Origin of the sequence: Tepidicaulis marinus (assembly GCF_000739695.1) — a bacterium.
GTDB lineage: Bacteria > Pseudomonadota > Alphaproteobacteria > Parvibaculales > Parvibaculaceae > Tepidicaulis > Tepidicaulis marinus.
Genome location: NZ_BBIO01000005.1, coordinates 163025 through 187262, shown reverse-complemented (window position 1 = coordinate 187262; position 24238 = coordinate 163025). Strand labels below are relative to the sequence as shown.

Below are 24238 nucleotides of genomic sequence, written 5' to 3'. Positions count from 1 at the left end.
CGGGCATGCTTGTCGCGTTGTCCATCCGGGACATCGTTTTGATCGATAAGCTCGATCTTACGCTTGAAGGCGGGCTTTGCGCGCTGACGGGCGAGACGGGCGCGGGTAAATCTATTCTTCTCGATGCGCTCGGCCTTGCCATGGGTGCACGCGCCGATGCGGGGCTCGTGGCGCAGGGCACGGATAAGGGCTCCGTCACCGCCATCTTCGATGTGGGCGGCGATCATCCGGCCCGCGCGCTTCTGGCAGAGCAGGAGCTTTCCAGCGACGGTGATCTGATTTTGCGCCGGGTGCAGACCGCGGATGGGCGCACCCGCGCCTTTATCAACGATCAGCCGGTCAGCGTGGCGCTGCTGCGCGAGGTGGGCGAGCGGCTCGTGGAAATTCACGGCCAGCATGACGAACGCGGCCTTCTGGATGTGTCGGGCCACCGGGCGGTGCTCGATGCTTTTGCCCGTTGCGAGAAAGAAGCCCAGGCCGTGCGCAGCGCCTATAAGGCGATGTCGGAAGCCCGTTCGGTTTTGAACGCGCACCGCGCCCGGCTGGAGCGGGCGGAGGCCGAGCGCGCTTTCCTCACTCATTCGCTTGAAGAGCTCGCCGAGCTTGCGCCGGAAGAGGGCGAGGAAGAAAAGCTCGCCGAAGAACGGTCCTTGCTGATGCATGCGGAAAAGATTTCCGAGGAACTGGTCGCCGCGCAGCAGGCGCTGGCAGGCGATGCGGGGCTCGATGCGCGCATCAACCTTGCCATGCGCCGGCTCGAGCGCGCCGCGCCCCAGGCTGCCGGGCGGCTCGAGCCGGTGCTTGCCGCGCTGGAGCGCACGCTGGCCGAGGCAAGCGAGGCCGAAGCGCTGCTCGATGACACGGTGCGCGGGCTCGAATTCGATCCCGACAGGCTGGAAAATACCGAGACCCGGCTTTTTGCCCTGCGCGCGCTTGCCCGCAAACACAATGTCCAGGTGGATGAGCTGCCCGCCCTGCAGGAACGCATGGCCGCCGAGCTTGCCGATATCGACGATGGGGCGGCAGCGCTCGGGCGTTATGAAAAAGCGGTGGGCGAGGCGGAGGCGGCCTATGCCAAAGCAGCCCAGCTTCTCTCCGACAAACGCGTCAAGGCGGCGGAGAAACTCGACAAGATCGTCGCCAGCGAGCTTGTGCCTCTTAAACTTGAAAAAGCGACCTTCCATACGCGGGTGGAAACGCTGCCGCCGGAAGAGGGCGGGGCGGAGGGCATCGACCGTGTGTCCTTCCTCATTGCCACCAATCCGGGCTCCCCGCTTGGGCCCTTGATCAAGATCGCCTCGGGCGGCGAGCTGTCGCGCTTTATCCTGGCGCTGAAAGTGGCGCTTGCCTCGGCCGGCAGCGCGCCGACGCTGATTTTCGATGAGGTGGATAGCGGTGTCGGCGGCGCGGTGGCGGAAGCTGTGGGTGTGCGCCTTGCCGAGCTTGCCCGCACGGCCCAGGTGCTGGTCGTCACCCATTCGCCGCAAGTAGCCGCGCGCGCCCATCATCATTTGCGCATTTCCAAGGCTGCCAAAGGCAAATCCAAGGACGCGCCGGTGGCAACGCAGGTCGCCCGTCTTTCAAGTTCCGACCGGCGCGAGGAAATCGCCCGCATGCTCGCCGGCGCCACGGTGACGGAAGAAGCGCGCGCCGCTGCGGACAGGTTGATCGGGAGCGCGGGGTGAGCGCGGAAGCGAAAATAAAGGTTGCCGATCTTTCCGAAGAAGAAGCGGCGAAAGAGCTTGAGCGGCTGGCCGAAGAGATCGCCCGGCACGATGCGCTTTATCACGGCGAAGATGCGCCGGAGATTTCGGACGCCGACTATGACCGGCTGCGCCAGCGCAACGATGAAATCGAAAAACGCTTTCCGGATCTCATCCGCGAGGACAGTCCGAGCCAGCGCATCGGCGCGGCCCCGTCGGAAAAATTCGAGAAAGTCGTGCACAAAGTGCCGATGCTTTCTCTTTCCAATGCCTTTTCCGATGAAGACTTGCAGGATTTTCTCGCCCGTATCCGCCGCTTTCTGAACCTAAAGGAAGGCGAGGAGCTTCACCTTACTGCGGAGCCCAAAATCGACGGGCTTTCCGCCTCGCTGCGCTATGAGAAGGGTAAGTTCGTGCTCGGCGCGACGCGCGGCGACGGGCGGGAGGGGGAGAACGTTACCGCCAATCTGCGCACCATCGACGATATTCCGCTGGAGGTAAAGGCCAAGGACATGCCCGAGGTCTTCGAAGTGCGCGGCGAAGTCTATATGAGCCATGAAGATTTTGCGGCGCTCAATGAGCGGCAGGAAAAAGACGGCAAGCCGATTTTCGCCAATCCGCGCAATGCCGCTGCAGGCTCGCTCCGCCAGCTCGATTCCAACATCACCCGCCAGCGGCCCCTGCGCTTCTTTGCCTATGCCTGGGGCGATGTGAGCGGCCTGCCGGCGGACACGCAAATGGGCGTCATCGAGGCGATGGGCCGCTGGGGCTTTGCCACCAACCCCTTGATGCGCCGCTGCGCCAGCGCAGAGGAAATGCTTGCCTTTTACCGTGAGGTCGAAGAGCAGCGCGCCACGCTCGGCTATGACATTGACGGCGTGGTCTATAAGGTCGACCGGCTCGACCTGCAGGGCCGGCTCGGCTTCGTCTCGCGCAGCCCGCGCTGGGCCATCGCCCATAAGTTTCCTGCCGAGCAGGCCGTGACGGTGCTGGAGGCGATCGATATTCAGGTGGGGCGCACGGGTGCGCTGACGCCGGTTGCCCGGCTCAAGCCCGTCACCGTCGGCGGCGTCGTCGTTTCCAATGCGACGCTTCACAATGAAGACGAGATTGCGCGCAAGGACGTGCGCATCGGCGACACGGTGGTGGTGCAGCGGGCAGGCGATGTCATTCCGCAAATCGTGCGGGTGATGGAAGAACACCGTCCGAAAGGGGCAAAGCCATACGAGTTTCCCGAAACCTGCCCCGAATGCGGCTCTCATGCGGTGCGGGAGATCAACCCGAAAACCGGCAAGCCCGATGCGGTGCGCCGCTGCACGGGCGGTCTCATCTGTCCGGCGCAGGCGGTCGAGCGGCTCAAACATTTCGTCTCGCGCAATGCGTTCGATATCGAGGGGCTCGGCGCCAAACAGGTCGAGGCTTTTTATAGCGACGGGCGGGTCATGCGCCCGGCGGATATTTTCACGCTGGAAGAGCGGGATAAAAAGAGCCTGAAGAAGCTGAAAGACAAGGAAGGCTGGGGCGATACGTCCGCCAAGAACCTTTTCGCCGCTATCGAGGAACGGCGGAAGGTCGGGCTCGACCGGTTCCTCTTCGCGCTCGGCATCCGTCATATCGGCGAGACGACGGCGCGCCTTCTCGCCCGCTCCTATGGCAGCATCGAGGCGCTGATGGCGGCGATGAAAGAGGCGAGCGATCCTGAAAGCGAGGCCTATCAGGAGCTTTTGTCTATCGACGGGATCGGCGAAGTGGTGGCCGAGGCGGTGGTCGACTTCTTCCAGGAAGAACATAACCGCGAGGCGGTGGAGGCGCTGCTTGCCGCCGGCGTCGAGCCCGAGCCGCTCGAGGCGCAGGAAACTGGCTCGCCCGTTGCGGGCAAGACTGTCGTCTTTACCGGCTCGCTCGAGCTTTTCACCCGTTCGGAAGCGAAAGCCAAAGCGGAATCGCTCGGCGCCAAGGTTTCAGGCTCCGTATCGGCCAAGACCGATATTCTGGTGGCGGGGCCGGGCGCGGGCTCGAAGCTCAAAAAGGCGCAAGAACTTGATATTCAGATATTGGACGAGCAGGGCTGGCTCGATCTGATCGCAGGACACTGAGTTAAGGAACGCTCAGACGGGGCGGCAGGCCTCGCTGAGCCAGGCTTGTTCCTGCCCGTCCGTCAGTTTTTCCTTCAGCACCTTTTCCACCCGTGCGTGATAGGCGTTGAGCCAGGCGCGCTCATCCGCGTTCAAAAGGGCAGGGTCGATCAGCCGCCGGTCGATGGGGGCGAGGGTCAGCGTTTCGAAACCGAGCATGGGCCGCTCGCCGCCATCGATCATGGCAGCGGGGGTGACGACCTGCAGGTTTTCGATGCGAATGCCGTAAGCACCGGTTTTATAATAGCCCGGCTCGTTGGAGACGATCATGCCGGGGCGCAGCGGCTCGTGCCCGGCTTTTGAGATGCGCTGCGGGCCTTCATGAACGGAGAGATAAGAGCCGACGCCGTGGCCCGTGCCATGGTCGAAGTCGAGCCCGGCTTGCCAAAGCGCCATGCGGGCCAGCGCGTCGAGCTGCGCGCCGGTCGTGCCTTCCGGGAAGCGGGCCATGGAAAGGGCGATATGGCCTTTGAGCACGCGGGTGAAACGGTCTTTCATTTCCGCCGACGGTTTGCCGATGGCGATGGTGCGCGTCACATCCGTCGTGCCGTCGAGATATTGCGCGCCGGAATCGACGAGATAAAGCTCGCCCACATTGAGCTTCCGGTTTGTGGCCTCCGTCACCCGGTAATGAACGACGGCACCGTGCTCGCCCGCGCCCGAGATCGTGTCGAAGCTGATGTCTTTGAGCGCGCCCGTTTCGGCGCGGAAGGATTCCAGCTGCTTGGCCGCTGAAATCTCATCCACCTCGCCAAGCGGGGCGTGGGCATCGAGCCAGGCGAGGAAACGGACAAGCGCCGCGCCGTCCCGCTCATGGGCGTCTTTCGCGCCTTGCACTTCGCGCGCATTCTTACAGGCTTTCGGCAGCTCGCACGGGTCCGCGCCGTGCTGGACCTTCGCACCGGAGGCAAGAAGCTTGCTGTTGATCCAATCCGCGCAGCTTGCCGGATCGATCTGCACATGGGCGCCGCTTTCTCCAAGCTCGCCGAGATTGACGCCGAAAGCATCCGGCTCATGCAGCGTGACGACATTGCCCAGATGCGCGCGCGTCTCATCGCTCAGCTTGGCGCTGTCGATGAAAAGATCGGCGCTGCCATCGGCCCGCAAAATGGAAAAGGAAAGCGGCAGCGGCGTATGGGAAACATCGCCGCCGCGTATATTGAAAAGCCAGGCAATGGAATCCGGCATGGTGAGAACCGCGGCGTCGGCTTTTTTGTCTTCCAGCACCTTGGCCACCCGCGCGAGTTTTTCCTGCGCCGCTTCCCCGGCAAGTTCGGCGCTATGGGCTTCGACTTTTGCCGCGGGGGGCGGGGGCTGGTCTTCCCAGATCCGGTCGATGAGATTTTCCGTGACGGGCACAAGTTCGGCGCCGGTTCCGGCCAGCGCTTTTTTCAGCCGCGCCACGCCGTCCACCGTGTGGAGCCAAGGATCATAGGCAAGCTTCGCGCCGCCTTTCAGGTGTTTGGCAAGCCAGGTGCCGAGCGGCATGTCCACCATGTGGCAGGTCTCGAAAATCTCCGTGTCGACCTGCTCGCGCACTTGCAGCGTATAGCGCCCGTCGACGAAGACGGCGGCTTTTTCCTCCAGCACCGCGGCCATGCCAGCGGAGCCGGAAAAGCCGGTCAGCCATTTCAGGCGCTCGGCGCGGGGCGGCACATATTCGCCCTGATGTTCGTCGGCGCGGGGAATGAGAAAGCCCGCAAGGCCCTCTTCTTTCAAAAGGGCGCGCAGGCGGGCGACGCGTGCGGCGCCGAGGGTGGGGTCTGCACTGTCATCATATGTCTGAAACATGGGGATAAAGTGTGCTCCGGCGGCTGGCAGGTCAAGAGGGAGGCGTTTAGCCTTTCAGATGCAAGATTACCCAATCGCCGATGATCTGGCGGCGGAAAAGATGGAGGCCTTGGTCGCGGAAGGCGCTTGCCACCATGTTCTCTTGGGCTCCCAGAATGCCGGAAAGGATGATTTCTCCGCCGGGCGCCAGATGCTGCTCCATGTCCCTGGCAAGGGAAACGAGGGGGCGGGCGAGAATATTGGCAACGATGAGATCGAACGGTGCTTTCCGCGTGATCCGGCCATGGGCAAAGCCCCGCGCCGTTACCGCCTCGATAAAGGGGCCGAGATCGTTGGCCGCCGCATTTTCCTTCGTCACTTTGACCGCTACGGGGTCGATGTCGCTGGCAAGCACCTTGCGCCGTGTGAGGCGGGCAAGAGCAAGGGCGAGAAGCCCCGTCCCGCAGCCCAGATCGAGCGCATTCGTGATGGGCCGCCGGCGCGCGATTTCCTCGATCGTGGTCAGGCAGCCATAGGTCGTGGGGTGATGCCCCGTACCGAAGGCAAGGCCTGCTTCCACGGCGAGCGTATATTTACCCGCCGGGCGTATATCGCGGTTATGGGCGCCGTGAATGAAAAAGCGCTGGGTCTCGATGGGCGTCAGCCCTTCGAGGGAGCGGGCCACCCAATCGAGATCGGGCAATTGCTCCACCTCGATGGGCGGCATCGCCGCGCCGTGCTCCTTGAAGAACGGGGCAAGGGCTTTGCGCAAAACCTCTTTATCGGGTTCTTCCAGATAATAGGCCTCGACCGCCCAGCTGACATGTTCTTCCACTTCGATCAGCGAGACGGCGACAGGTTCCGGCTCCGCCACCCATTGCCAGAAATCGGAAAGCGCATCGGCTATATCCGCTTTGACGAGATCGGCGCCAAGCACCAGCGTGGCTTTCCATTGACCGGCGCCGTTTTCCGCGCCTGCAGGAGGAGATGACATGGCCTAGTGGCGCTCCACAAACGTGTCGATGACTTTCTTGATGCCAGCCTTTTCGAAATCCACGGTCAGCTTGTTGCCGTCGATAAACTGAATGCGGCCATAGCCGAATTTCTGGTGGAAGATACGCTCGCCCACCTCATAGCGCGAGGCTGCAGGATCGGAAGTGGCGACAAGTTCGGCTTGCGCCTCGATCTGCGGCGCTTTCGTGCGCATCGCCCCGCCATGGGCCTGGGCGCGCCGCCAGCCCGGGCTGCCATAATCGCTCGTCTCGAAACTGTGCTCGAAGCGGCTCTGGCCGAAACTTTGATAGGAGCCGTAGCCCGTCTCCGCTTCCAGAACTTCCACATGCTCGCGCGGCAGCTCGTCGATGAAGCGGGAAGGAATGGCGCTTTGCCAGAGATTGTGAATGCGCCGGTTCGCGGCAAAGGAAAGATGGGCGCGTTTCTTCGCCCGCGTAATGCCTACATAGGCAAGGCGCCGTTCTTCCTCGAGCCCCGCCAGGCCCGATTCATCGAGCGCGCGCTGGTGGGGGAACAGCCCTTCCTCCCAGCCCGGCAGGAAGACCGTGTCGAATTCCAGCCCCTTTGCCGAATGGAGCGTCATGAGATTGACTTTGTCTTCGCTCTCCGACTGCTGCACATCCATGACAAGGGAAATGTGTTCGAGATAACCCAGAAGGTTCTCGAAATGCTCCATCGCCCGCACCAGTTCTTTCAGGTTGTCGAGGCGGCCCGGCGCATCGGCGGACTTGTCGTTCTGCCACATCTCGGTATAACCCGACTCATCGAGCACGATTTCGGCAAGCTCGGTATACGGCATGCTGGCCATGAGATGGCGCCAGCGGTCCACCATTTCGATAAAGGCGGTGAGGTTGCGCCGCGCGGGCTGCTTCAGCTCTTCGGACTGAATGAGAAGGCGGGCGGCGCGCATCAGCGAAATGTTTTGCGCGCGGGCAAGCTGGCGCAATGTCTGCACCGCCTTGTCGCCAAGGCCCCGGCGCGGTTTGTTGACGATCCGCTCGAAGGCCAGATCGTCATCGGGCTGCGCGATCAGGCGGAAATAGGCATTGGCATCGCGGATTTCCATGCGCTCGTAAAAGCGCGGACCGCCCACCACCCGGTAGGGCAGGCCGAGATTGATGAAACGGTCTTCGAACTCGCGCATCTGGAAGCTCGCGCGCACGAGGATGGCGATCTCGTGCAAGGGATGGCCCTCGCGCATCATGTCTTCGATCTTCTCGCCGATCTGGCGGGCTTCCTCTTCCCCGTCCCAAACCCCTTGCACGGTGACGCGCTCGCCCTCATCGAGCTCGGTCCAGAGCGTTTTGCCGAGCCGGCTTTCATTGGCGCGGATAAGGCCAGAAGCGGCGCCCAGAATATGCGGCGTCGAACGGTAATTCTGTTCGAGGCGAATGACTTTCGCGCCTGGAAAATCCTTTTCGAATTTCAGGATGTTGTCGACTTCCGCCCCGCGCCAGCCATAGATCGACTGATCATCATCGCCGACGCAGCAGATGTTCTTATGCTGCTGGGCGAGGAGACGCAGCCAGAGATATTGGGCGACATTGGTGTCCTGATATTCATCGACCAGCATGTAGCGGAAGCGGTTTTGATATTCCGCCAGCACATCCGGGTTCTCCTGGAAAAGCCGCAGGCATTCGAGCAGCAGATCGCCGAAATCGGCGGCGTTCAGCACTTTAAGCCGCGCCTGATAAGCGGCATAAAGCTCCGCGCCTTTGCCGTTGGCATAAGCGAAGGCTTCGCCCTGGGGCACTTGGTCCGGCGTCAGCCCGCGGTTCTTCCAGGTGTCGAGATGGGCGGCAAGGCGGCGCGCCGGCCAGCGCTTCTCGTCAATGCCTTCCGCCTCGATGAGCTGCTTGAGGAGGCGAATCTGATCGTCCGTGTCGAGGATCGTGAAATCGGAGCGCAAGCCCACCAGCTCGGCATGGCGGCGCAGAATTTTCGCGCCGATGGAGTGGAACGTCCCGAGCCAGGGCATACCTTCCACCACCCCGCCGATCAGCCTCCCGATACGCTCCTGCATCTCGCGGGCGGCCTTGTTCGTGAAGGTCACGGCGAGGATTTGCCCCGGCCAGGCCTTGCGCGTGGCAAGCAGGTGGGCAAGGCGTGTCGTCAAAACCCGTGTTTTGCCCGTGCCGGCCCCGGCCAGCACCAGAACCGGGCCTTCCAGCGCCTCGATGGCGGCCTGCTGCTCGGCGTTCAGCCCTTGCAGATAAGGCGGGCGCATGCCGGCGCTGGCAGCGGCGCTGATGGAGCGGGCGGTTTCCTCTTCCGGGATCGCGCCAAGGTCAAAGGGATCGTCTTGCGGCATGATGCCGGACCTTACTCATTTCCGGCGCGGAAAACCAGCTTGGGCTCCCCCGTCGAGGCCTCTTTGAGAGGGGCCTAATGGTGCTCTTCGCGGGTCGCCATGATCAGCGCGTCATTGAAGGCGCGCAGGGCCCGTTTTTCGGTGATTTCCCCGACAATCATGCCGGAATCATCAGGATGGGAGACGGGATAGGTGCTCAGCTCCCGGCTTTCCATCAGGCCCAGCGCCTTGCCCAGATTGTCGCCCGGCACGAGGCGTGGGGGCCTCGGCGATTCGCTGTCTTCTTCGAGGTCCGGTTGCGGGCGCGGCGTGTCATACCATGTCATGAGATCGCGCACATGGAGCGAAAGGAGCACGCGCCGGTGCGGGCCTTCATGCAGGTGGAGATGGCGCTGTTCGAGCTGCCAATGGAAAAAGCTCTTGCCGATCACCGCCTGGGTCAAGGCGGTGGAAATGGAATTGGCAAGCAGGAGCGCCACCGCAACTTCATAAGTGCCGATCAGCTCGAAGACCATGATGGTGGAAGAGAGCGGCGCGCCGAGAACGGCAGCGGCAACCGCACCCATGCCGACGATGGCATAAACGCCATGCTCGGAGGCAAGACCGGGGGAGATGCTGGCCGCCACAATGCCGAAGGCACCGCCTGCCATGGCGCCCAGATAAAGCGAGGGGCTGAACACACCGCCGCCGAAGCGGGCGGCAAGCGTGATCGCCGTGGCGATGATCTTGGCGGCGACCAGGGCGATGAGCAGCCAGAGCCCGTAATTCTGTTTCAGCGCATTGTCGGTGGCTTCATAGCCCACCCCCAGCACTTCGGGAAAGAGAAGGCCGATGGCGCCGATCAGAAGCCCGCCGATGGCCGGTTTCATCCAGAGCGGGATGCGGATCTTGCCGACGATATGATCGGCAACGAAAGAAGACATCATGAAGCTGATGGCAACAACGGCGCAAACGACGCCCAAAAGCGCAAAGGCCGGAAACTCCCAATAGGACATGATCACATAGTCGGGCAGAGAGAAGGCGGGCTGATCGCCGATATGAAAGCGCACGATCGCCGTGCCGACGACGGAGGCGATGGTGGTGGGCACGAAAGCGCGCAAGGCGTAGTGCGCGAGGATCACCTCATGGGCAAAGAGCACGCCTGCGAGCGGCGCATTGAAGGACGCGGACACTGCTGCTGCAACGCCTGAGGCCAGCAGCACCCGGCTCATATCCGGCGGCAGCTTGAGGTATGTTGCAATCTTGGAGGTGAGCGTTGCGCCAAGATGCACTGCAGGGCCTTCGCGGCCCGCGCTTGCGCCTGCGCCAAGAGAGACGGCGGCAAGGCCGGCGCTTACCAGCCCTTCGCGGAAGGGCATGCGTCCGCTATTCAGGTGCGCGGCCTCGATCACCTGGGCGACCCCGCGCGGGCGTTTGCCCGGCAGCCAGAAATCGATGACGAGCCCGACGAGAAGACCGGCGGCCACGGGCCCTGCCATGACCTGCCACCAGGGTGTTTCATAAAGGAGGGAGGTGATGGCCTCCCGCCCCGTGCCGATCCAAAGGAACTGGACGCCTGCAATGGCCAAGCGGAAGGCGATGGTGCCATAAGCGGCGATGATGCCGGCGGCCAGCGCTGCAAGCCAAACGACCACATGCCGCTCGGCCCAGAATTCACGCAGATTTTCTTCGATCGGCCGGTCGAAGAACATGTTGAAGAACGGGTGGAACAGACCTTTGAGCCGGTCTGCTGCCCGTTTCAGCCAATCGGTCTGCTGCTTGCCCATCCGCAACCTCCAGTAGGAGGTTTACCCTAGCTGAAAGGGGTTAGCGAGGTCTTTGCGCAGATTTTCCCGCAGCTATTTGCACAGCAATTTACCCGGTTATTTGCATCGGCCGATGGAGCCTTCCCCGCAGACATGCTTGCCATCGGTCCAGGTGGCCCCTGTCAGATCGGCATGGAGGAAGTCCGTCTGGTCGAGATTGGCACCCGTGAAATCGGCGCCCTGCAGATTTGCCCGGAAGAGACGCGTGCGGCGCAATTTGGCGCCTTTGAAGCTGGCACCCTGCAATTTTGCTTTTGTCATGTCCGCATCGGTCAGATCGGCGCCATCGAAGCGGCTGCTTTGAAGGTCGGCGCTGACGAATTTCGCGCCGCGCGCTTCCACATTGGTGAAATTCGAGCCGGTAAAAGTCGAATGTTTCAGCCGCGCGCCCACAAGCCGGGCGCCGGAAAGGTCGGCTTCTTCATAAGCCACCTCGCCGAAAACGCAGCGGCTCCAATCGACGCCCGGCGCCGGCGGGGCCGAGCAATTGGCGAGCGCATGTGCCTTAGGTGCAAATCCGGCCCCCGTCAGCGCCAGGAAAAAGGCGAAGGTCAGGATCGATGCGGCAGGTAATAGTCTCATGGGCAGGTTACGCGCTCTCTTTCTTGCGCCGGATGCCGATCACGCGGCCGACTTCGGCAGGGACGGCAAGAGATTTGTGCCGATCCATCAGGTTTTCCAGCTTTTCTTGCACATGGGCCGGAAAAGGCGCGGTCTTGCGGGTTTCCAGGCTGACATGAAGGCTGATCTGCTCGGAAGTCGCGGCGAGGTAATTTTTTTCGGCGTGATACATCTTGCCGAAATAATGCATGCGTTTCTCGTCCCAGTCGAGCAGCTGATATTCGATGCGTACAGGATCGCCTTCTTTGAGTTCCTGGGCGTAGGTCACATGAATCTCGCCGATGAAGCAGGAGAACTTGCCTTCTTTCGTATAGTCCCAACCGATGCCGAGATCGTTGAACAAAGCGTCGAGCGCATTGTCGAAGAGAAGGTTGTAATAGGCCATGTTCATATGGCCGTTATAATCGATCCACGCCGGTTCGACCTTGCGGGTCGGCGTTACATAGGGTGCGGCGGGAGAATTCGCGTGGTCCGGCATGGTTGGCTCCTTTTGTCTATCTTTTGCGGGCGCAGGCGCTTTGTCAAAGTGGGGAGTTTGATGGGCGGGCGCAAGGTTTCATCGGCGCTTGGCCGCAGCGCGCGAAGGGATTAGCCTGCCTGCAGGAGATGTCGATGAATATTCATCCTGCCGCAGAAAACCGTCATGCGCCCGCCGCTTTGCTGGATGCGCTCGCCGCGCGCTTTGCCGAGCGCTTTTCGCTCAATGCCGCGCAGCGCGAGGCGCATGGACGCGATGAAAGCTGGCATATCCCGGCGGCGCCCGACGGTGTTTTCTATCCCGAATGCACCGAAGAAGTCGCAGAAGCAGTAAAACTTTGCCGCGCGCATAAGACGCCCATCATCGCCTTTGGCGCAGGCACCTCGCTCGAGGGGCAGGTGGCCGCGCCTTCCGGCGGCATCTCTTTCGATTTCAGCCGTATGAACCGGGTGCTTGCGGTCAATGCAGAAGACCTCGACGTGCGGGTGGGAGCGGGCGTTACGCGCAAGCAGCTTAACGAAGAGCTGCGCGATAAAGGCCTCTTCTTTCCCGTCGATCCGGGCGCCAATGCGACGCTGGGCGGCATGGCGGCAACGCGCGCCTCGGGCACGAATGCCGTGCGCTACGGCACGATGCGCGAGAATGTGCTTAGCCTCAAGGCCGTGACGGCGGCGGGCGAGGTGATCGAGACGGGCGGGCGGGCGCGCAAATCCGCTGCCGGCTACGACATGACGCATTTGCTCATCGGTTCGGAAGGCACGCTCGGCCTCATCACCGAGCTGTCGCTGAAACTTTACGGCGTACCGGAAGCCATGGCCGCCGCCGTCTGCGCCTTTGCGGATATCGAAGGCGCCGTCGCCTCCGTCATCGAAACCATTCAATGCGGCCTGCCGGTGGCGCGGATCGAAATTTTGGATGCGCTGCAGGTGCGCGCTTGCAACGCCTATTCCAAACTTTCCTTGCCCGAACAGCCGATGCTCTTTCTGGAATTTCACGGTTCGGCGAAAAGTGTCGAGGAGCAAGCGGCTGAGTTCGGGGAGATCGCCTCGGCCCATGGCGGCAGCGGTTTTGATTGGGCGGTGAAGGCGGAAGACAGAAACCGGCTCTGGGAAGCCCGGCACAATGCCTATTACGCTGCCCGCGCGCTGGCGCCGGGCAAGAACGGCATGGTGACGGATGTTTGCGTGCCGATTTCGCAGCTTGCCCGCTGCATCCGCGAAACGCGCGCCGATCTCGATGCTTCTTCCATTCTTGCGCCTTTGGTCGGCCATGTGGGGGACGGCAATTTCCACACGATCATGCTGATCGATCCGGACGATGCGGGGGAGGTGGCGGAGGCCAAGCGCCTGCATGACCGGATGGTGACGCGCGCGCTCGCCCTTGGCGGCACGTCCACCGGCGAGCATGGTATTGGCTCGGGCAAGCAAGCCTTCCTTGCCGAAGAGCATGGCGACACGCTGCCCTTGATGCGGGCGGTGAAACAGGCGCTCGATCCTGAAAATCTGCTCAATCCGGGCAAGCTCGCCGGGATTTAGGCGGCGATGCCGCGGATAAAGGTTTCCGCATGGGCTTTCAGCAGCGCATCGGGGTCGACGATGCTCGGATCGGGACCGATGGAGTTCATCCAGATCCCGTTCATCAGCACCGGGAAGATGCAAAGCGCAGCCTGAGCGCGCGCATCGCAAGGGCGGAACTCGCCCGAAGCAATGCCTTTCTCGATGACGCTGGAAATGGTCCCCATGGCGCGCGCCACCACTTCGTCGCGGTGATAGGTGACAAGCTCGGGGAAGTTGCGCGCTTCAGCGGCGACGATCTTCACGATCGTCCCGAGCTCCGTATGCGCCATGAGATGGCCGATGCCGAGAATGATTTCCTGCAGGAGATCGGAGAGCGAGCCTTCATGGCGGGCGACGGCGGCATTGGTGTCGGCGACGGTCGGCAAGGCGCCTTCGCGCACCAGGGCGAAGAACAGGTCTTCCTTGCTTTCGAAGTAAAGATAGATCGCGGCTTTGGACACGCCCGCCGCCTCCGCCACATCTTCAAGGCGGGTAGTGGCGAAGCCGTGCTCGCCCACCAGCCGGATCGCAGCGGAGATAATGGCCTGCGGCCTGTCGCTGCGCCGGCGCATCGTGCCTTTTCCCAATGCCGCTTCCACCCTGTCCTTGTATTCCATGGCGACCATCCCCGGTTTTGGATTACGGGCCCGATCATACATGTTACTGACTGGTCAGTCACCTGCGGGAAGGGTGGATTTTCGCAAGGAAATGCAGGTTTTTGCGCTATTCGGCGGCCTTTTTCCGGGCTTTAAGCTCGGCCAGAAGCCTCTCCCGGCCGGAATCGAGTTCGGGCGCGGGGGCCCGGGCCGCCGGGTCCGCAAAGCCGGAGATTTTGACGGGATTGCCCGCCATGCGCACCTCGCCCACATCCGGGTCTTCGGTTGAAACCACCATGTTGCGGAAGAGAACTTGCGGATCGCTGAGCGCCTGTTCGACATTGTTGATGGGTCCGCAGGGAATGCCCGCATCCCCAAGCAGCGCAAGCCAGTGGCTGACGGGTTCGCCCGTGAGGCGCGCTTCGAGCGCCGCCGTCAGCGCCTCGACATTCTGGCAGCGTGCTTCATTTGAGGTAAAGCGCGCATCGCCCGCAAGGCCCGGCAGGCCAAGGAGTTCGCAGAGCCTGGTGAAGAGCGTGTCGTTGCCCGCTGCGATGGTCAGATAGCCGTCTTTCGCTTTGAACGCCTGAAACGGGGTGATGGAAGGATGGCGCGCGCCGAGCGGGCCCGGCACCTTGCCGGTCGCAAAATAGCGGGCAATGCCGTTTTCCAGCATGGCGATCTGGCAATCGAGCATGGAAACGTCGATGCGCCGGCCTTCTCCCTGGGCCGTGCCGCTCCGCGTGCGCTCGTAAAGCGCGCTGACGATGCCAAGGGCGGTAAAAAGCCCTGCGCCGATATCGCCGATCGAGGTGCCGACCCGCGTCGGCTCGCCGCCCGGATGGCCCGTCAGGCTCATGATCCCGCCCATGCCTTGCACCACCATGTCATAGGCGGGCTTTTCCCGGTAAGGGCCGGTCTGGCCGAAGCCGCTTGCCGAGGCATAGATGAGGCGGGGGAAGCGTGCATGCAGGCTCTCCCAGTCATAACCCAGTTTTTCCATGGTGCCGGGGCGGTAATTTTCCACCAGTACATCGGCATCTTCCAAAAGCGCTTCGAAAATCTCCCGGTCTTCTTCGAGCTTCAGGTTGAGTGCGATGGATTCCTTACCCCGGTTGACGGACATGAAATAGGCCGACTTCTTGTCGATGAAGGGGCCGATATGGCGCGCATCGTCGCCGCGCCCGGGCAGTTCCACCTTGATGACGCGCGCGCCGAGATCGGCAAGCGCCATGGTGCAGTAAGGACCGGCGAGCACGCGGGTCAGATCGACAATCTTGATGCCGGAAAGCGGGCCTGCGGCGGATTCCGCTGGCGAGGTTTGCGCCTTTGTCATGTCTCTTCGGTACCTCCCGATTCGTCTTCACGGTTCTTGCTCTTTGCGGGCACTTTCGCCGTTTCTCCTTGCAGGCCGTCATGCGGGGCGAGGCGGCGGCCTTCATGCAGGCGGCGTTCTTTTTCTTTGAGCGCCTTGGCGGCTTTCTTTTCCGCGCCCGTGCGCCCGGTGCGGACCCTGTTCGCAGCGGCCTTGGTGGCTTTTTCCTGGCGGGTCTCTTTCTTGCCGGATTTTTTGGATTTTTGCCGGAAATCCGAGAAATTAACTATATTTCCTTTGTCAGAACCCATAATTTCCCCGCTGAAGACCGGTTTTCTGCCATAGCATCAAGCCGGGCTTTGCCAAATACAAGGGGCATCCAATGTTTGTGGCAGGTTGTGGGGGCCGCCACCTTCAAACCCATGAACCGGACCGAAGGGGTCGTCTTGCGATGACAGTCGGGGAGGGCGCGTGAATTCCGTACTGTCTTATATTGCTGCCTTTATCGTTGTCGTTCTCTTTGCCGCGCTGATCGGCCCGAGTTTCGTCGACTGGAATTCGTTTCGCGGCGAAATCGAAAACCGCCTGAGCGATGCCACGGGCTGGCAGGCGGAACTTTCCGGTGACATTCATTTCGTCCTTTTGCCCGCCCCGCGCTTTCAGCTTGGCGGACTGAGCCTGCGTGAAGCGGGCGCGCCTGAAGGCGCCGCGCCGCTGGCCGATATCGGCTCCGTGGAAGGGGAGGTCGCGCTTGCCCCGCTTCTGCGCGGCGATGTCGAGGTGACGCATGTGCGCCTGTCCGATTTCGTTTTCAATATCACGGTGGATGAGGATGGGCGGCTCGACTGGACCTCGCCCATCAATGTGTCCGATCCGGGGGCGGACGATTATGTGGACCCGCAATCGATCAGCCTTGCCAGCGCGCGGCTCGGGCGCGGCACCGTGCATTATCAAGATCTGCGCTCCGGGAGGAAAACCAGTTTTACGCAGATTGCCGGTACCTTCTCCGCCGCTTCGCTTCTCGGCCCCTTGCGCGCCGATCTTGGCTTCGTCCAGTCGGGCGGGCAAGGAACGGTGGAACTTGCGGTGGGCGAATTCGCGGGCACCAAGGCCTTTCCGGTTTCCGTTGCGCTTTCCTATCCGCAAACCCGGTCCCGTCTCAGCTTTTCCGGCATCGCCACGGAGTTTTCGCGGGCGGGCCGGCTCGACGGCGCGTTTCAGGCGCAGGCAGGCATCCGGGAGGAAGGAGCGCCGCTCGTCAATCTCAATGCCGGGCTGGTTGCCGGCGAGAATGAGGCGCGGCTGCGCACGCTCGTCGTCGATATTCCCGGCGGCACGTTGAAAGGGGAGGCGGCACTGTCGTTGACGAACGTGCCGCGCGCCTCGCTCGATCTTTCCGCAACCTCGCTTGCGCTCGATCCTTATATCGCCGGTCCCGAAACCGGGGATGCCGTCGCCGCGCTGCTTTCTTATGTGCCTGACGATATGAATTTCGAGACGCAGCTGAAAGCCGAAGGGGTTCTGTTTCAAGACCGCTCGGCAAAGGACTTTTCCGCCCGGGTGCTGCGGGATGAGGAAGGCTGGCGGCTTGAGGAAGCGGCGCTCACCTTGCCTCACGGCGCCCGTTTTTCGGTGCGCGGCAAGCGCCGCATCAATGCCAACGGCAAGCGGCGGTATGACGGCACGTTCGATCTGAGCGCGCCCAATACGCAGCTCTTCGCCGCCTGGCTGGCGGATGGGGGCACGGGACAGGTCAATGGCGGGGCGGTGCCGCTCAAGCTTGAGGGCACTCTGGCGCTCTCCGATACGCTTTGGCAGTTTTACAATATCGAGGCTGCGCTTGGTGCCGCAGGGGTGGAGAATTTGCGCGGCGGGCTTTCCCTTGCCCGTGTCGAGCGGCAGGCGGTCAGCATCGAGGCGCATGGCGCGGATGTGGACCTCACGCCGTTTGCGCCGCTGCTTTCCTTTTTACCCGAGGACCCGCGCACACTTGCAAAAGGCCGGGATGTCAGCCTGGTGACGACGGGCCGCAATGTGTCTTTCGAAAATTGGCAGATAGCGCAGTTCGATGCCGAGGCGGCTTTGCGCGAAGGGGCGCTTGCCATCGATCATCTGCGCTTGTCAGGTCCGGACGGGGCTTCGCTTTCGCTTTCGGGCCGGCTTGCGGGCATGAGCGGTGAGCCGGTCGGTGCGCTGCAAGGGCGCATCGATGCGCCGCAGCCGGGCACGTCTTTTTTCGGGCTCATTGGCGATGAGTGGCAGCAGGCCGGTTTTACGCCGCTTTCGGTTTATTTCGAAGCGCAAGCCGAAGCAGGAGATGAGGGCGCGGGCCATTTTGCCAGTATCGACCTGGAAGGCCGCGCCGCGGAAAGTTCTCTCAAGGCGCTGATCAAACGCCGCCGCGAAAAAGCGGGCAAGGCATTTTATGACGGCGTTCTTTCCATCAACAATGAAAGCAGCGCGGCGCTCTTGCGCGAGCTTGGCTTTGCGCCCGGCGGTGAGGTGGGCGAAAGCGGCGAGCTGCGCCTGCAAGGGGCGGGTGAAGAGGGCGGCCCTTACGATGTGGGCGCGCGGCTGACGGCCAACGGTTTTCATGTTTCCTCGAAAGGCAAGCTGGAGGGTGCCCCCGTCTGGCCGCCGGAAAAATTCGCCGGCCGGATCGACATTTCCGCCCCGCGCCTTGAAGCCCTGGTGCAGGGCTTCGGCTGGAATGAGGGCAAAGCTGCGGGGCTGATGCGGCTGCTCACCCGCAATGGGGCAGGGGGCGGCGTCGTTGCGGGCGGCGATGTGGCGCTTGAAGAGGGGATGCTGCAAGTAGGCGGGCTCGAAGCGGTGGCGGGCACGTTCCGCACTTCCGGCACGCTTGGCTGGAAAATGGCGGCGGGCGAAACGCCGGGCCATCTTTCCGGCGATATCGAACTCTCGCGCCTCTCGCTCGATCCGGTTTTCTCCGAGGGCGTGGCGCCGGGCGATGTCTGGCCGACAACGCCGCTTAATTGGTCGGCGCTGAGCGATTTCACCGCCGAGCTCAATGTGAAAGCAGACCTCCTGGAGCTTGCGGGCCTGCGCATCGGGGAGGCGGAAAGCCGGGTCGCGGTTGATAGCGGCGTACTGTCGCTCACGCCCTTCACCGGCACGTTCGCCGATAGCCGGCTTACCATGGGTATGCGCTTTGAAGGGGGTGAGAGCGAGCCCGGCATCGGCATGACGCTCTCATTGGAATCGGCGGACGCAGCGCAGGCCACAGGCCTTGCCTTAGGCGAAAGCGCCGGGCGCGGCGAGCTTGGTCTCAGCCTTCAGATGGAAGGCAAGGGACGCTCCTGGCTGGCGCTCATCTCTTCGCTTGGCGGCAGCGGCCAGCTTCTTTTCGAGAACGGTGTTTTCAACGGCTTCGACCTCGATGCGTTTTCGATGGGTCTTGCGGAGCTGAAAGACATTGAGAATTTCGCGGCCTTGAAAGAGCGCACGCTCGACGATGGGCAAACGGCGGTGACGCGCATTGCCGCCCCGCTCAATATCGAGCAAGGGCTGGTGCAAACGGTCGATGCCGAATTCGACATACCGCTCAGCCCCGGCGCCACCGGCAAATCCTATATCGATCTGCCGCGCCTGCATGGCGACACCGAGCTGACATTGCCTTTGCCCGCGCCTGAGGGCGTGCCCGCACTTAGCTTCGTTTCCGCAGGGCCTTTGCGCGCGCTGCAAAGCCGCTTTGACACCGTGGCGGTGGAGGCCTTCATGGCGCGGCACTTGCTCGAAAAACAGATCGAGGAAGCCGGTGTCAAAGAATTGCCGGAAGATTTGAAAGAGTTGATCGAGACGCCGGAGAAAAAGCCGGACGCGGCCCCCGAAGCGTCAAATGGCCCAGACGCAGCAAATGACAATGCGCCTGCCGTCGAAGGGGCCTCCGAAGTGCCCGAAGCGCCGCGCCCGCAGGCCCGGCCCGACAAAGCGTCTTGAAGATTTCAGCTAGGTTCGCCGTCTTCGGGCGCATCTTTTGTTGCCGCGCAGGCTCTTGCCGGAACCATTTCCTTGAAAACGAAAACGCGGAGCGCGCTTGAGAGGTTTTCCTCTTCCTCGCGCCCCGCGTCTATCTGGCGGATCAGTTCGTTGACCGAAACCTTGCGGGAGCAGGCCAGTTCCTTCAGGCCTTCCCAAAAGGGCCGCTCAAGGGAAATGCTGGTGCGGTGGCCTGCAATGCTGACCGAGCGTTTGACGATTTTGCCCAAGCCTGCTCCCCTTTGCCCCGATATTGAGGGCCCCGAATTTACTGAGGAGCGATCATATCCTGCGGGCGCACCGTCTGGTCAAACTCTTCTTCCGTGACATAGCCGCCTTTCACCGCTTCCTCGCGCAGCGTCGTGCCGTTCTTATGCGCGGTTTTGGCGATTTTCGTGGCGTTGTCATAACCGATTTTCGGTGCGAGCGCGGTGACCAGCATCAAAGAGCGTTCCATGAGATCGGCAATGCGCTCGCGGTTCGCCTCGATCCCGTCCACGCAGTTCTCCGCGAAGCTGACGCTCGCATCGGCCAGAAGGCGGATCGATTGCAGGATGTTATAGGCGATGACGGGCTTGAAGACATTAAGCTCGAAATGGCCCTGGCTGCCGGAGAACGTTACCGTCGTCTGGTTGCCCATCACTTGCGCGCAGACCATGGTGAGCGCTTCGCACTGGGTCGGGTTCACTTTGCCCGGCATGATGGAGGAGCCCGGCTCGTTTTCAGGCAGCTGCAATTCGCCAAGGCCCGAGCGCGGGCCGGAGCCGAGGAACCGGATATCGTTGGCGATCTTGAAGAGCGAAACGGCAACGGTGTTGAGCGCGCCATGTGCTTCCACACAGGCATCGTGCGTTGCCAGCGCCTCGAACTTATTGGGCGCGGTGATGAAAGGCAGTTTCGTGAAGTTCGCCACTTCCTCGGCGAATTTTTCCGCAAAACCGATTTTGGCATTGATGCCGGTGCCGACCGCCGTGCCGCCTTGGGCGAGTTCCAGAAGCGCGGGCAGAACGGTTTCCACGCGGCGGATGCCGTTTTCGACCTGCGCCACATAGCCGGAAAATTCCTGGCCGAGCGTCAGCGGCGTGGCATCTTGCGTGTGGGTGCGGCCGATCTTGATGATGTCTTTAAAGGCTTCAGCTTTGTCGTTCAGCGAATTGCGCAGCTGCTGCAGCGCAGGCACCAGACGGTGCGTGATTTCCTCGGCCGCTGCGATATGCATGGCGGTGGGGAAGGTATCGTTCGAGGATTGCGAGCGGTTGCAATGATCGTTCGGATGAACCGGGTCTTTTGAGCCCATCGTGCCGCCCAGCATTTCGATCGCCCGGTTGGAGACGACTTCGTTGGCGTTCATGTTGGACTGGGTGCCCGAACCCGTCTGCCAGACGACGAGGGGGAAATGATCGTCGAGCTTACCCTCGGCCACTTCCAGCGCGGCCTCGGCGATGGTCTGGCCGATTTTCGGATCGATATTGTCGAGCGCGATATTGGCGAGCGCGGCCGAGCGCTTGATGATGCCCAGCGCCCGCACGAGCGGCTTCGGCATGGTTTCGCCGCCGATCTTGAAATTGCCGAGGGAGCGCTGGGTCTGCGCGCCCCAATATTTGTCGGCGGGTACTTCCAGCGGGCCGAAGGAATCGGTCTCGGTGCGGGTCTTGCTCATGCGTCGGTCTCCCTGAAAAACAGCGTCATGGCCCGCCCGCACCAGGCGGAAGGGCGATTTTGGGGGCTGATTTAGCACGCAGGAGCGGGAGCGCCAAGCGAAGGCCGCGCGGTGCCCTGCCGGCAAGGGCGCGGCGGGACAGGAGGGCGCATTATTTGTTCTTGCGGAAAGCGTCGAGACTGACCACGTCGCCGCCTGCTTCGCCGCTTTTGGCCGGCTCGCCTTCTTCCCCGGCGGGCGGCTCATCGGCGGGCACCGTCTCTTCGCCGGGCGCGGCCGCTACTGCCTCTTCGTTTTGGGCAAATTGCAGGCCGAATTGGACGGAAGGGTCGAAAAAGCCCAGAAGCGCGGAGAAAGGCACGACCAGCCGTTCCGGCACCTTGTTGAAGGAGAGGTGCACGGAGAAGCCTTTTTCGGAAACCTCGAGGTCCCAGAACTGATGTTGGAGCACGATGGTGATTTCTTCGGGATATTGCTCTTTCAGCCGGTCGGAAATTTGCACGCCCGACGCATTGGTGCGGAAAGAGATGTAGAAATGGTGCTCGCCCGGCAGCCCTTCCTTGCCCGCAATCTCCAGCGACTTGCGCACCACGCCTTTCAGCGCTTCCTGCGCCATCAAATCGTAGCGCATGAGATCTTGGGAGGGAGTGTCAGCCATGGGTGTTCAACCTCAACCTTTTGCCGAATCTGCCAAATTTGCCGCTTTGCAAGCCTGCCTTGCGCCCGGCGGGCTGGCAAGTGAGCTAGTGCATCCGGGCGGCGGTGTCAAAGCGGCGTTGCTGCCGCGCCACATCAGGTGCCGCCGAAATGGGCAGACCGGACACCCTCCAGCCATTTGTCCTGCTGAGGCGCTGCGGTAAGAGCAGAGGATAAGTGAGGGCTTCTGTTGCCAGGTGCCCTCGAACCCCGCCTAACCGTGCTAACGGCTAGGGCTTAATTCGAAGCTGTCGCACTGCTTAGGCAGCGAGACGTGCTTCAGCATAGTTGTCGTTGGCAACTATCAAGTTTGGCCCGATAACGGTGGCTACCATGCCGAGCGAAAAAACTACCTTTACACCCTCGTCGATCCTGTTTCGCCCCCCTGAAGCCCGCAAAACTGTTTCAAGCGCGGGGATATTGGTGGAGGCGCCGGGTACTGCCCCCGGGTCCGATAGGCTTATTACGTAGTCCGTTTATCGCCATAGTCGGCAATGCCGACAGACGTAATATAAGCATCATGAGCGGCAAATAAAGGGTGAAGGGCGCCTGACTGAGAGAAGTCTTGTGCTTTCTGCAACAAGCCTGCGCCCGGCACATTCTTGCCCTTTTTGCTCCCCATTGCCGCCATTTCCCGCCGTTTGAATGCGCTCGGGCGCGGGGCACTGACTTTAAGAATAAAGGGCGGTGCGATGATAACGCGCAGGAAGGTTCTTAGCGGCTTCGGCACTCTTTTCAGCGGCGCTTTGACGGGCGGCGCGCTTTTTTCCATGCCCGGCTGCGCCGGCTCGTCCGAGGCGGGGGAGGCGCGTGGCGCGGCCCTCGACACGGTCTTGGGTGAGGACCTGCCTGAGCCAGCGCGCCAGCTCATCATCGCGGCGGAGGCGCAGATCGGCCTCACCCGGCGCTACGATCCTTCCTATGTGAGGCTCGATTATCCGGGCGGCGATGTGCCGCTGGAGCGGGGCGTGTGCACAGACGTGGTGATCCGCGCTTACAGGGCCGGGCTCGGCCTCGATTTGCAGGAGCTGGTGCATGAAGATATGCGCGCCGCATTTGCCGACTATCCGCCTCACTGGGGGCTTAAAAAACCCGACCCCAATATCGACCACCGGCGCGTGCCGAACCTTGCCGCGTTTTTCGCCCGCCAAGGAGCGGAGGTGAAAGACGGGAGTTACAGGCCCGGCGATCTTGTGACGCAAAACGTTTTCGGCCGCCCGCATATCGTGGTGGTGAGCGCGAAAACCTCACCGCTTACCGGGCGCCGGCGCGTCATTCACAATATGGGGCGCGGCACGGAATATGGCGACTGGCTCGGGCTTTTCCCCGAGACGGGCCATTTCCGTTTCCGCACGCTTGCAGCTTGAGGGGCAGGCCTAGCCCGCGGGCAATTGCTCCTTGAAGACGCGGATGACATTGCCGCCCATGATCTTGCGGATTTCTTCATCCGTGAAACCGGCCTTGCGCATTTCCTCCGTCAGGACGGCAAGTTCCGATGTGTCGAAAAGAACCGTCGTGCCGCCATCATAGTCTGAGCCGAGGCCGACATGATCGGCGCCCAGAAGGTCGGCGGCATAGCGCAGGGATTTGACGACATTCGCCGGATCGATCTTGCAGACCGCGCCGTCCCAATAGCCGATGCCGATGACGCCGCCGCGTTCGGCGATGCGCTTCATCAAATCGTCTTCGAGGTTGCGCGCGGTGTTGCAGGCGCCTTTGACGCCGGTATGGGACACGAAGATCGGGCTATCCGTCATCGCCAGCACATCCTCCACCACGGCGGGCGAGGAATGGGCGACATCGATCATGACGCCTTGCGCTTCCAGCTCGCGCACGACCTCCTTGCCGAAATCGGTCAGTCCCGCGCCCGAAAGCCCGTGCAGCGAGCCGCCCAGTTTATTGTCGAAGAAATGATGCAAGCCCATCATCCGGTAGCCGGCGTCGTAAAGCACTTTTACGTTGGCGGCGTCGCCTTCCAGCGGATGAAGGCCCTCGGTCGCCAGCAGCCCGGCGACAATCTCCTTGCCTTCGGCGCGCGCGCTCAACACCGCTTCCAAATCCGCTTTCGTGCGCACGACTTTCAGGGCTTCGGGCGCTTCGGCTTCGGCGGCTTGCAGTTTTTCGGCCTGATAAAGCGCGCGCTCCAAGAGACTGCGCCAAGTGCGGGCCGGCCAGTGCTGCACCATGGCAAGCAGGGTGATCTGGTCGCTATCGGCGGTGTTCTCGTCATAGTTCAGGCCCTGGGGCACTTTGGTGACGACGGAGAAGACCTGCAGCGCCACATTGCCGTCCACGAGGCGGGGCACATCCACATGGCCGCGATCGGCCCTCGACAAGGGATCGCGGGCCCAGAGCAGCGTGTCGGAGTGCAGATCGGCGATGACAAGGCTTTCATGCAGCGCGGAGGAGGCCTCCCCGATCTCGTAAGGGGCGTGCTCCTCGACCACATTCGTGGTGCTTTCCAGATAGCCCGGCACGATGGCAAGGGCGGCGACGGCGGCCGCCACCACAAGGCCGAGCCCGATCAAAACTGCTTTTTTCACTTTCTGCTCCCCATTTTTCCCCAGCTTTTTGCCGGG

General features: G+C 62.2%; 18 protein-coding genes and 1 other RNA gene. 5 read left to right on the top strand and 14 right to left on the bottom strand.

The window, feature by feature from the left end; all coding sequences use genetic code 11:
- Window positions 1-5: 5 nt before the first annotated feature.
- The gene (recN, locus tag M2A_RS06850) at window positions 6-1685 is read left to right on the top strand and encodes a DNA repair protein RecN (RefSeq protein ID WP_045444824.1); all 1680 of its coding nucleotides are present in this window, start codon (window positions 6-8) and stop codon (window positions 1683-1685) included.
- Window positions 1682-3799, top strand: coding sequence for an NAD-dependent DNA ligase LigA (ligA, locus tag M2A_RS06845; RefSeq protein ID WP_045444821.1), 2118 nt, complete (start codon window positions 1682-1684; stop codon window positions 3797-3799). The genes recN and ligA overlap by 4 nt, the downstream gene beginning before the upstream one ends.
- A 12-nt stretch (window positions 3800-3811) precedes the next feature.
- Here the strand turns inward: ligA and M2A_RS06840 are convergent, their stop codons facing one another.
- The 6 genes from M2A_RS06840 to M2A_RS06815 form a co-directional block, all read right to left on the bottom strand.
- Complete coding sequence (locus M2A_RS06840; RefSeq protein ID WP_045444818.1) at window positions 3812-5629, bottom strand: aminopeptidase P family protein; 1818 nt, start codon at window positions 5627-5629, stop codon at window positions 3812-3814.
- 46 nt (window positions 5630-5675) lie between these two features.
- Window positions 5676-6602 (bottom strand): 50S ribosomal protein L11 methyltransferase, encoded by a 927-nt coding sequence (locus tag M2A_RS06835; RefSeq protein ID WP_052379262.1) that lies wholly within the window; start codon window positions 6600-6602, stop codon window positions 5676-5678.
- A 3-nt stretch (window positions 6603-6605) separates the two neighbouring features.
- A complete protein-coding gene (locus M2A_RS06830; RefSeq protein WP_045444815.1) occupies window positions 6606-8933 on the bottom strand; it encodes a UvrD-helicase domain-containing protein in 2328 nt (775 codons plus the stop codon).
- Window positions 8934-9007: 74 nt separating this feature from the next.
- Window positions 9008-10699 carry a chloride channel protein gene (locus tag M2A_RS06825; protein ID WP_197052862.1) on the bottom strand — a complete coding sequence of 564 codons (1692 nt, stop codon included), beginning with the start codon at window positions 10697-10699 and terminating at the stop codon, window positions 9008-9010.
- Window positions 10700-10795: 96 nt separating this feature from the next.
- A complete protein-coding gene (locus tag M2A_RS06820; protein ID WP_052379261.1) occupies window positions 10796-11320 on the bottom strand; it encodes a pentapeptide repeat-containing protein in 525 nt (174 codons plus the stop codon).
- 7 nt (window positions 11321-11327) lie between these two features.
- Window positions 11328-11837: a thioesterase family protein gene (locus M2A_RS06815; RefSeq protein WP_045444812.1), complete on the bottom strand. Its 510-nt coding sequence runs from the start codon at window positions 11835-11837 to the stop codon at window positions 11328-11330.
- 134 nt (window positions 11838-11971) lie between these two features.
- Here M2A_RS06815 and M2A_RS06810 point away from each other — a divergent pair, with 134 nt between their 5' ends.
- The gene (locus M2A_RS06810; protein WP_045444955.1) at window positions 11972-13372 is read left to right on the top strand and encodes an FAD-binding oxidoreductase; all 1401 of its coding nucleotides are present in this window, start codon (window positions 11972-11974) and stop codon (window positions 13370-13372) included.
- Here M2A_RS06810 and M2A_RS06805 read toward each other — a convergent pair.
- From M2A_RS06805 to M2A_RS18520, 3 genes are all read right to left on the bottom strand, one after another.
- Window positions 13369-14010, bottom strand: coding sequence for a TetR/AcrR family transcriptional regulator (locus M2A_RS06805; protein WP_197052860.1), 642 nt, complete (start codon window positions 14008-14010; stop codon window positions 13369-13371). The two genes, M2A_RS06810 and M2A_RS06805, sit on opposite strands and share 4 nt — an antisense overlap.
- A 106-nt stretch (window positions 14011-14116) precedes the next feature.
- A complete protein-coding gene (locus tag M2A_RS06800) occupies window positions 14117-15325 on the bottom strand; it encodes a CaiB/BaiF CoA transferase family protein (RefSeq protein WP_045444809.1) in 1209 nt (402 codons plus the stop codon).
- A complete protein-coding gene (locus M2A_RS18520) occupies window positions 15322-15615 on the bottom strand; it encodes a DUF4169 family protein (RefSeq protein WP_045444807.1) in 294 nt (97 codons plus the stop codon). Before M2A_RS18520 ends, M2A_RS06800 begins: the two co-directional genes overlap by 4 nt.
- Before the next feature lie 160 nt (window positions 15616-15775).
- Between M2A_RS18520 and M2A_RS06790 the strand changes: the two genes are divergently transcribed.
- A complete protein-coding gene (locus tag M2A_RS06790; RefSeq protein ID WP_045444805.1) occupies window positions 15776-19264 on the top strand; it encodes an AsmA family protein in 3489 nt (1162 codons plus the stop codon).
- A gap of 5 nt (window positions 19265-19269) precedes the next feature.
- On the opposite strand, the gene M2A_RS06785 is transcribed toward M2A_RS06790, so the two are convergent.
- The 4 genes from M2A_RS06785 to ssrA all read right to left on the bottom strand — a co-directional run bounded on the left by M2A_RS06785 (window position 19270) and on the right by ssrA (window position 22199).
- Window positions 19270-19533, bottom strand: coding sequence for a ribbon-helix-helix domain-containing protein (locus M2A_RS06785; RefSeq protein WP_156101690.1), 264 nt, complete (start codon window positions 19531-19533; stop codon window positions 19270-19272).
- A gap of 38 nt (window positions 19534-19571) precedes the next feature.
- Window positions 19572-20963 carry a class II fumarate hydratase gene (fumC, locus tag M2A_RS06780; RefSeq protein ID WP_045444799.1) on the bottom strand — a complete coding sequence of 464 codons (1392 nt, stop codon included), beginning with the start codon at window positions 20961-20963 and terminating at the stop codon, window positions 19572-19574.
- Between the two features lie 151 nt (window positions 20964-21114).
- The gene (locus M2A_RS06775) at window positions 21115-21621 is read right to left on the bottom strand and encodes an SspB family protein (protein WP_045444797.1); all 507 of its coding nucleotides are present in this window, start codon (window positions 21619-21621) and stop codon (window positions 21115-21117) included.
- Between the two features lie 214 nt (window positions 21622-21835).
- Window positions 21836-22199, bottom strand: a transfer-messenger RNA (tmRNA) gene (ssrA, locus tag M2A_RS17730).
- A 152-nt stretch (window positions 22200-22351) separates the two neighbouring features.
- On the opposite strand from ssrA, the gene M2A_RS06770 reads away from it, so the two are divergent.
- Window positions 22352-23026: a DUF1287 domain-containing protein gene (locus tag M2A_RS06770; RefSeq protein WP_244444397.1), complete on the top strand. Its 675-nt coding sequence runs from the start codon at window positions 22352-22354 to the stop codon at window positions 23024-23026.
- A gap of 9 nt (window positions 23027-23035) precedes the next feature.
- Here M2A_RS06770 and M2A_RS06765 read toward each other — a convergent pair whose 3' ends face one another.
- Window positions 23036-24202: a dipeptidase gene (locus tag M2A_RS06765; protein WP_045444946.1), complete on the bottom strand. Its 1167-nt coding sequence runs from the start codon at window positions 24200-24202 to the stop codon at window positions 23036-23038.
- Window positions 24203-24238 lie beyond the last annotated feature (36 nt).

What these genes read in the sequence shown, in the direction of transcription:
- fumC (WP_045444799.1), bottom strand. Translation starts at nt 20,963, where the DNA reads ATGAGCAAGACCCGCACCGAGACCGATTCCTTCGGCCCGCTGGAAGTA.
- M2A_RS06835 (WP_052379262.1), bottom strand. Translation starts at nt 6,602, where the DNA reads ATGTCATCTCCTCCTGCAGGCGCGGAAAACGGCGCCGGTCAATGGAAA.
- M2A_RS06825 (WP_197052862.1), bottom strand. Translation starts at nt 10,699, where the DNA reads ATGGGCAAGCAGCAGACCGATTGGCTGAAACGGGCAGCAGACCGGCTC.
- M2A_RS06800 (WP_045444809.1), bottom strand. Translation starts at nt 15,325, where the DNA reads ATGACAAAGGCGCAAACCTCGCCAGCGGAATCCGCCGCAGGCCCGCTT.
- M2A_RS06775 (WP_045444797.1), bottom strand. Translation starts at nt 21,621, where the DNA reads ATGGCTGACACTCCCTCCCAAGATCTCATGCGCTACGATTTGATGGCG.
- M2A_RS06840 (WP_045444818.1), bottom strand. Translation starts at nt 5,629, where the DNA reads ATGTTTCAGACATATGATGACAGTGCAGACCCCACCCTCGGCGCCGCA.
- M2A_RS06830 (WP_045444815.1), bottom strand. Translation starts at nt 8,933, where the DNA reads ATGCCGCAAGACGATCCCTTTGACCTTGGCGCGATCCCGGAAGAGGAA.
- M2A_RS06815 (WP_045444812.1), bottom strand. Translation starts at nt 11,837, where the DNA reads ATGCCGGACCACGCGAATTCTCCCGCCGCACCCTATGTAACGCCGACC.
- M2A_RS06810 (WP_045444955.1), top strand. Translation starts at nt 11,972, where the DNA reads ATGAATATTCATCCTGCCGCAGAAAACCGTCATGCGCCCGCCGCTTTG.
- M2A_RS06805 (WP_197052860.1), bottom strand. Translation starts at nt 14,010, where the DNA reads ATGGAATACAAGGACAGGGTGGAAGCGGCATTGGGAAAAGGCACGATG.
- M2A_RS06770 (WP_244444397.1), top strand. Translation starts at nt 22,352, where the DNA reads ATGATAACGCGCAGGAAGGTTCTTAGCGGCTTCGGCACTCTTTTCAGC.
- M2A_RS18520 (WP_045444807.1), bottom strand. Translation starts at nt 15,615, where the DNA reads ATGGGTTCTGACAAAGGAAATATAGTTAATTTCTCGGATTTCCGGCAA.
- recN (WP_045444824.1), top strand. Translation starts at nt 6, where the DNA reads ATGCTTGTCGCGTTGTCCATCCGGGACATCGTTTTGATCGATAAGCTC.
- M2A_RS06820 (WP_052379261.1), bottom strand. Translation starts at nt 11,320, where the DNA reads ATGAGACTATTACCTGCCGCATCGATCCTGACCTTCGCCTTTTTCCTG.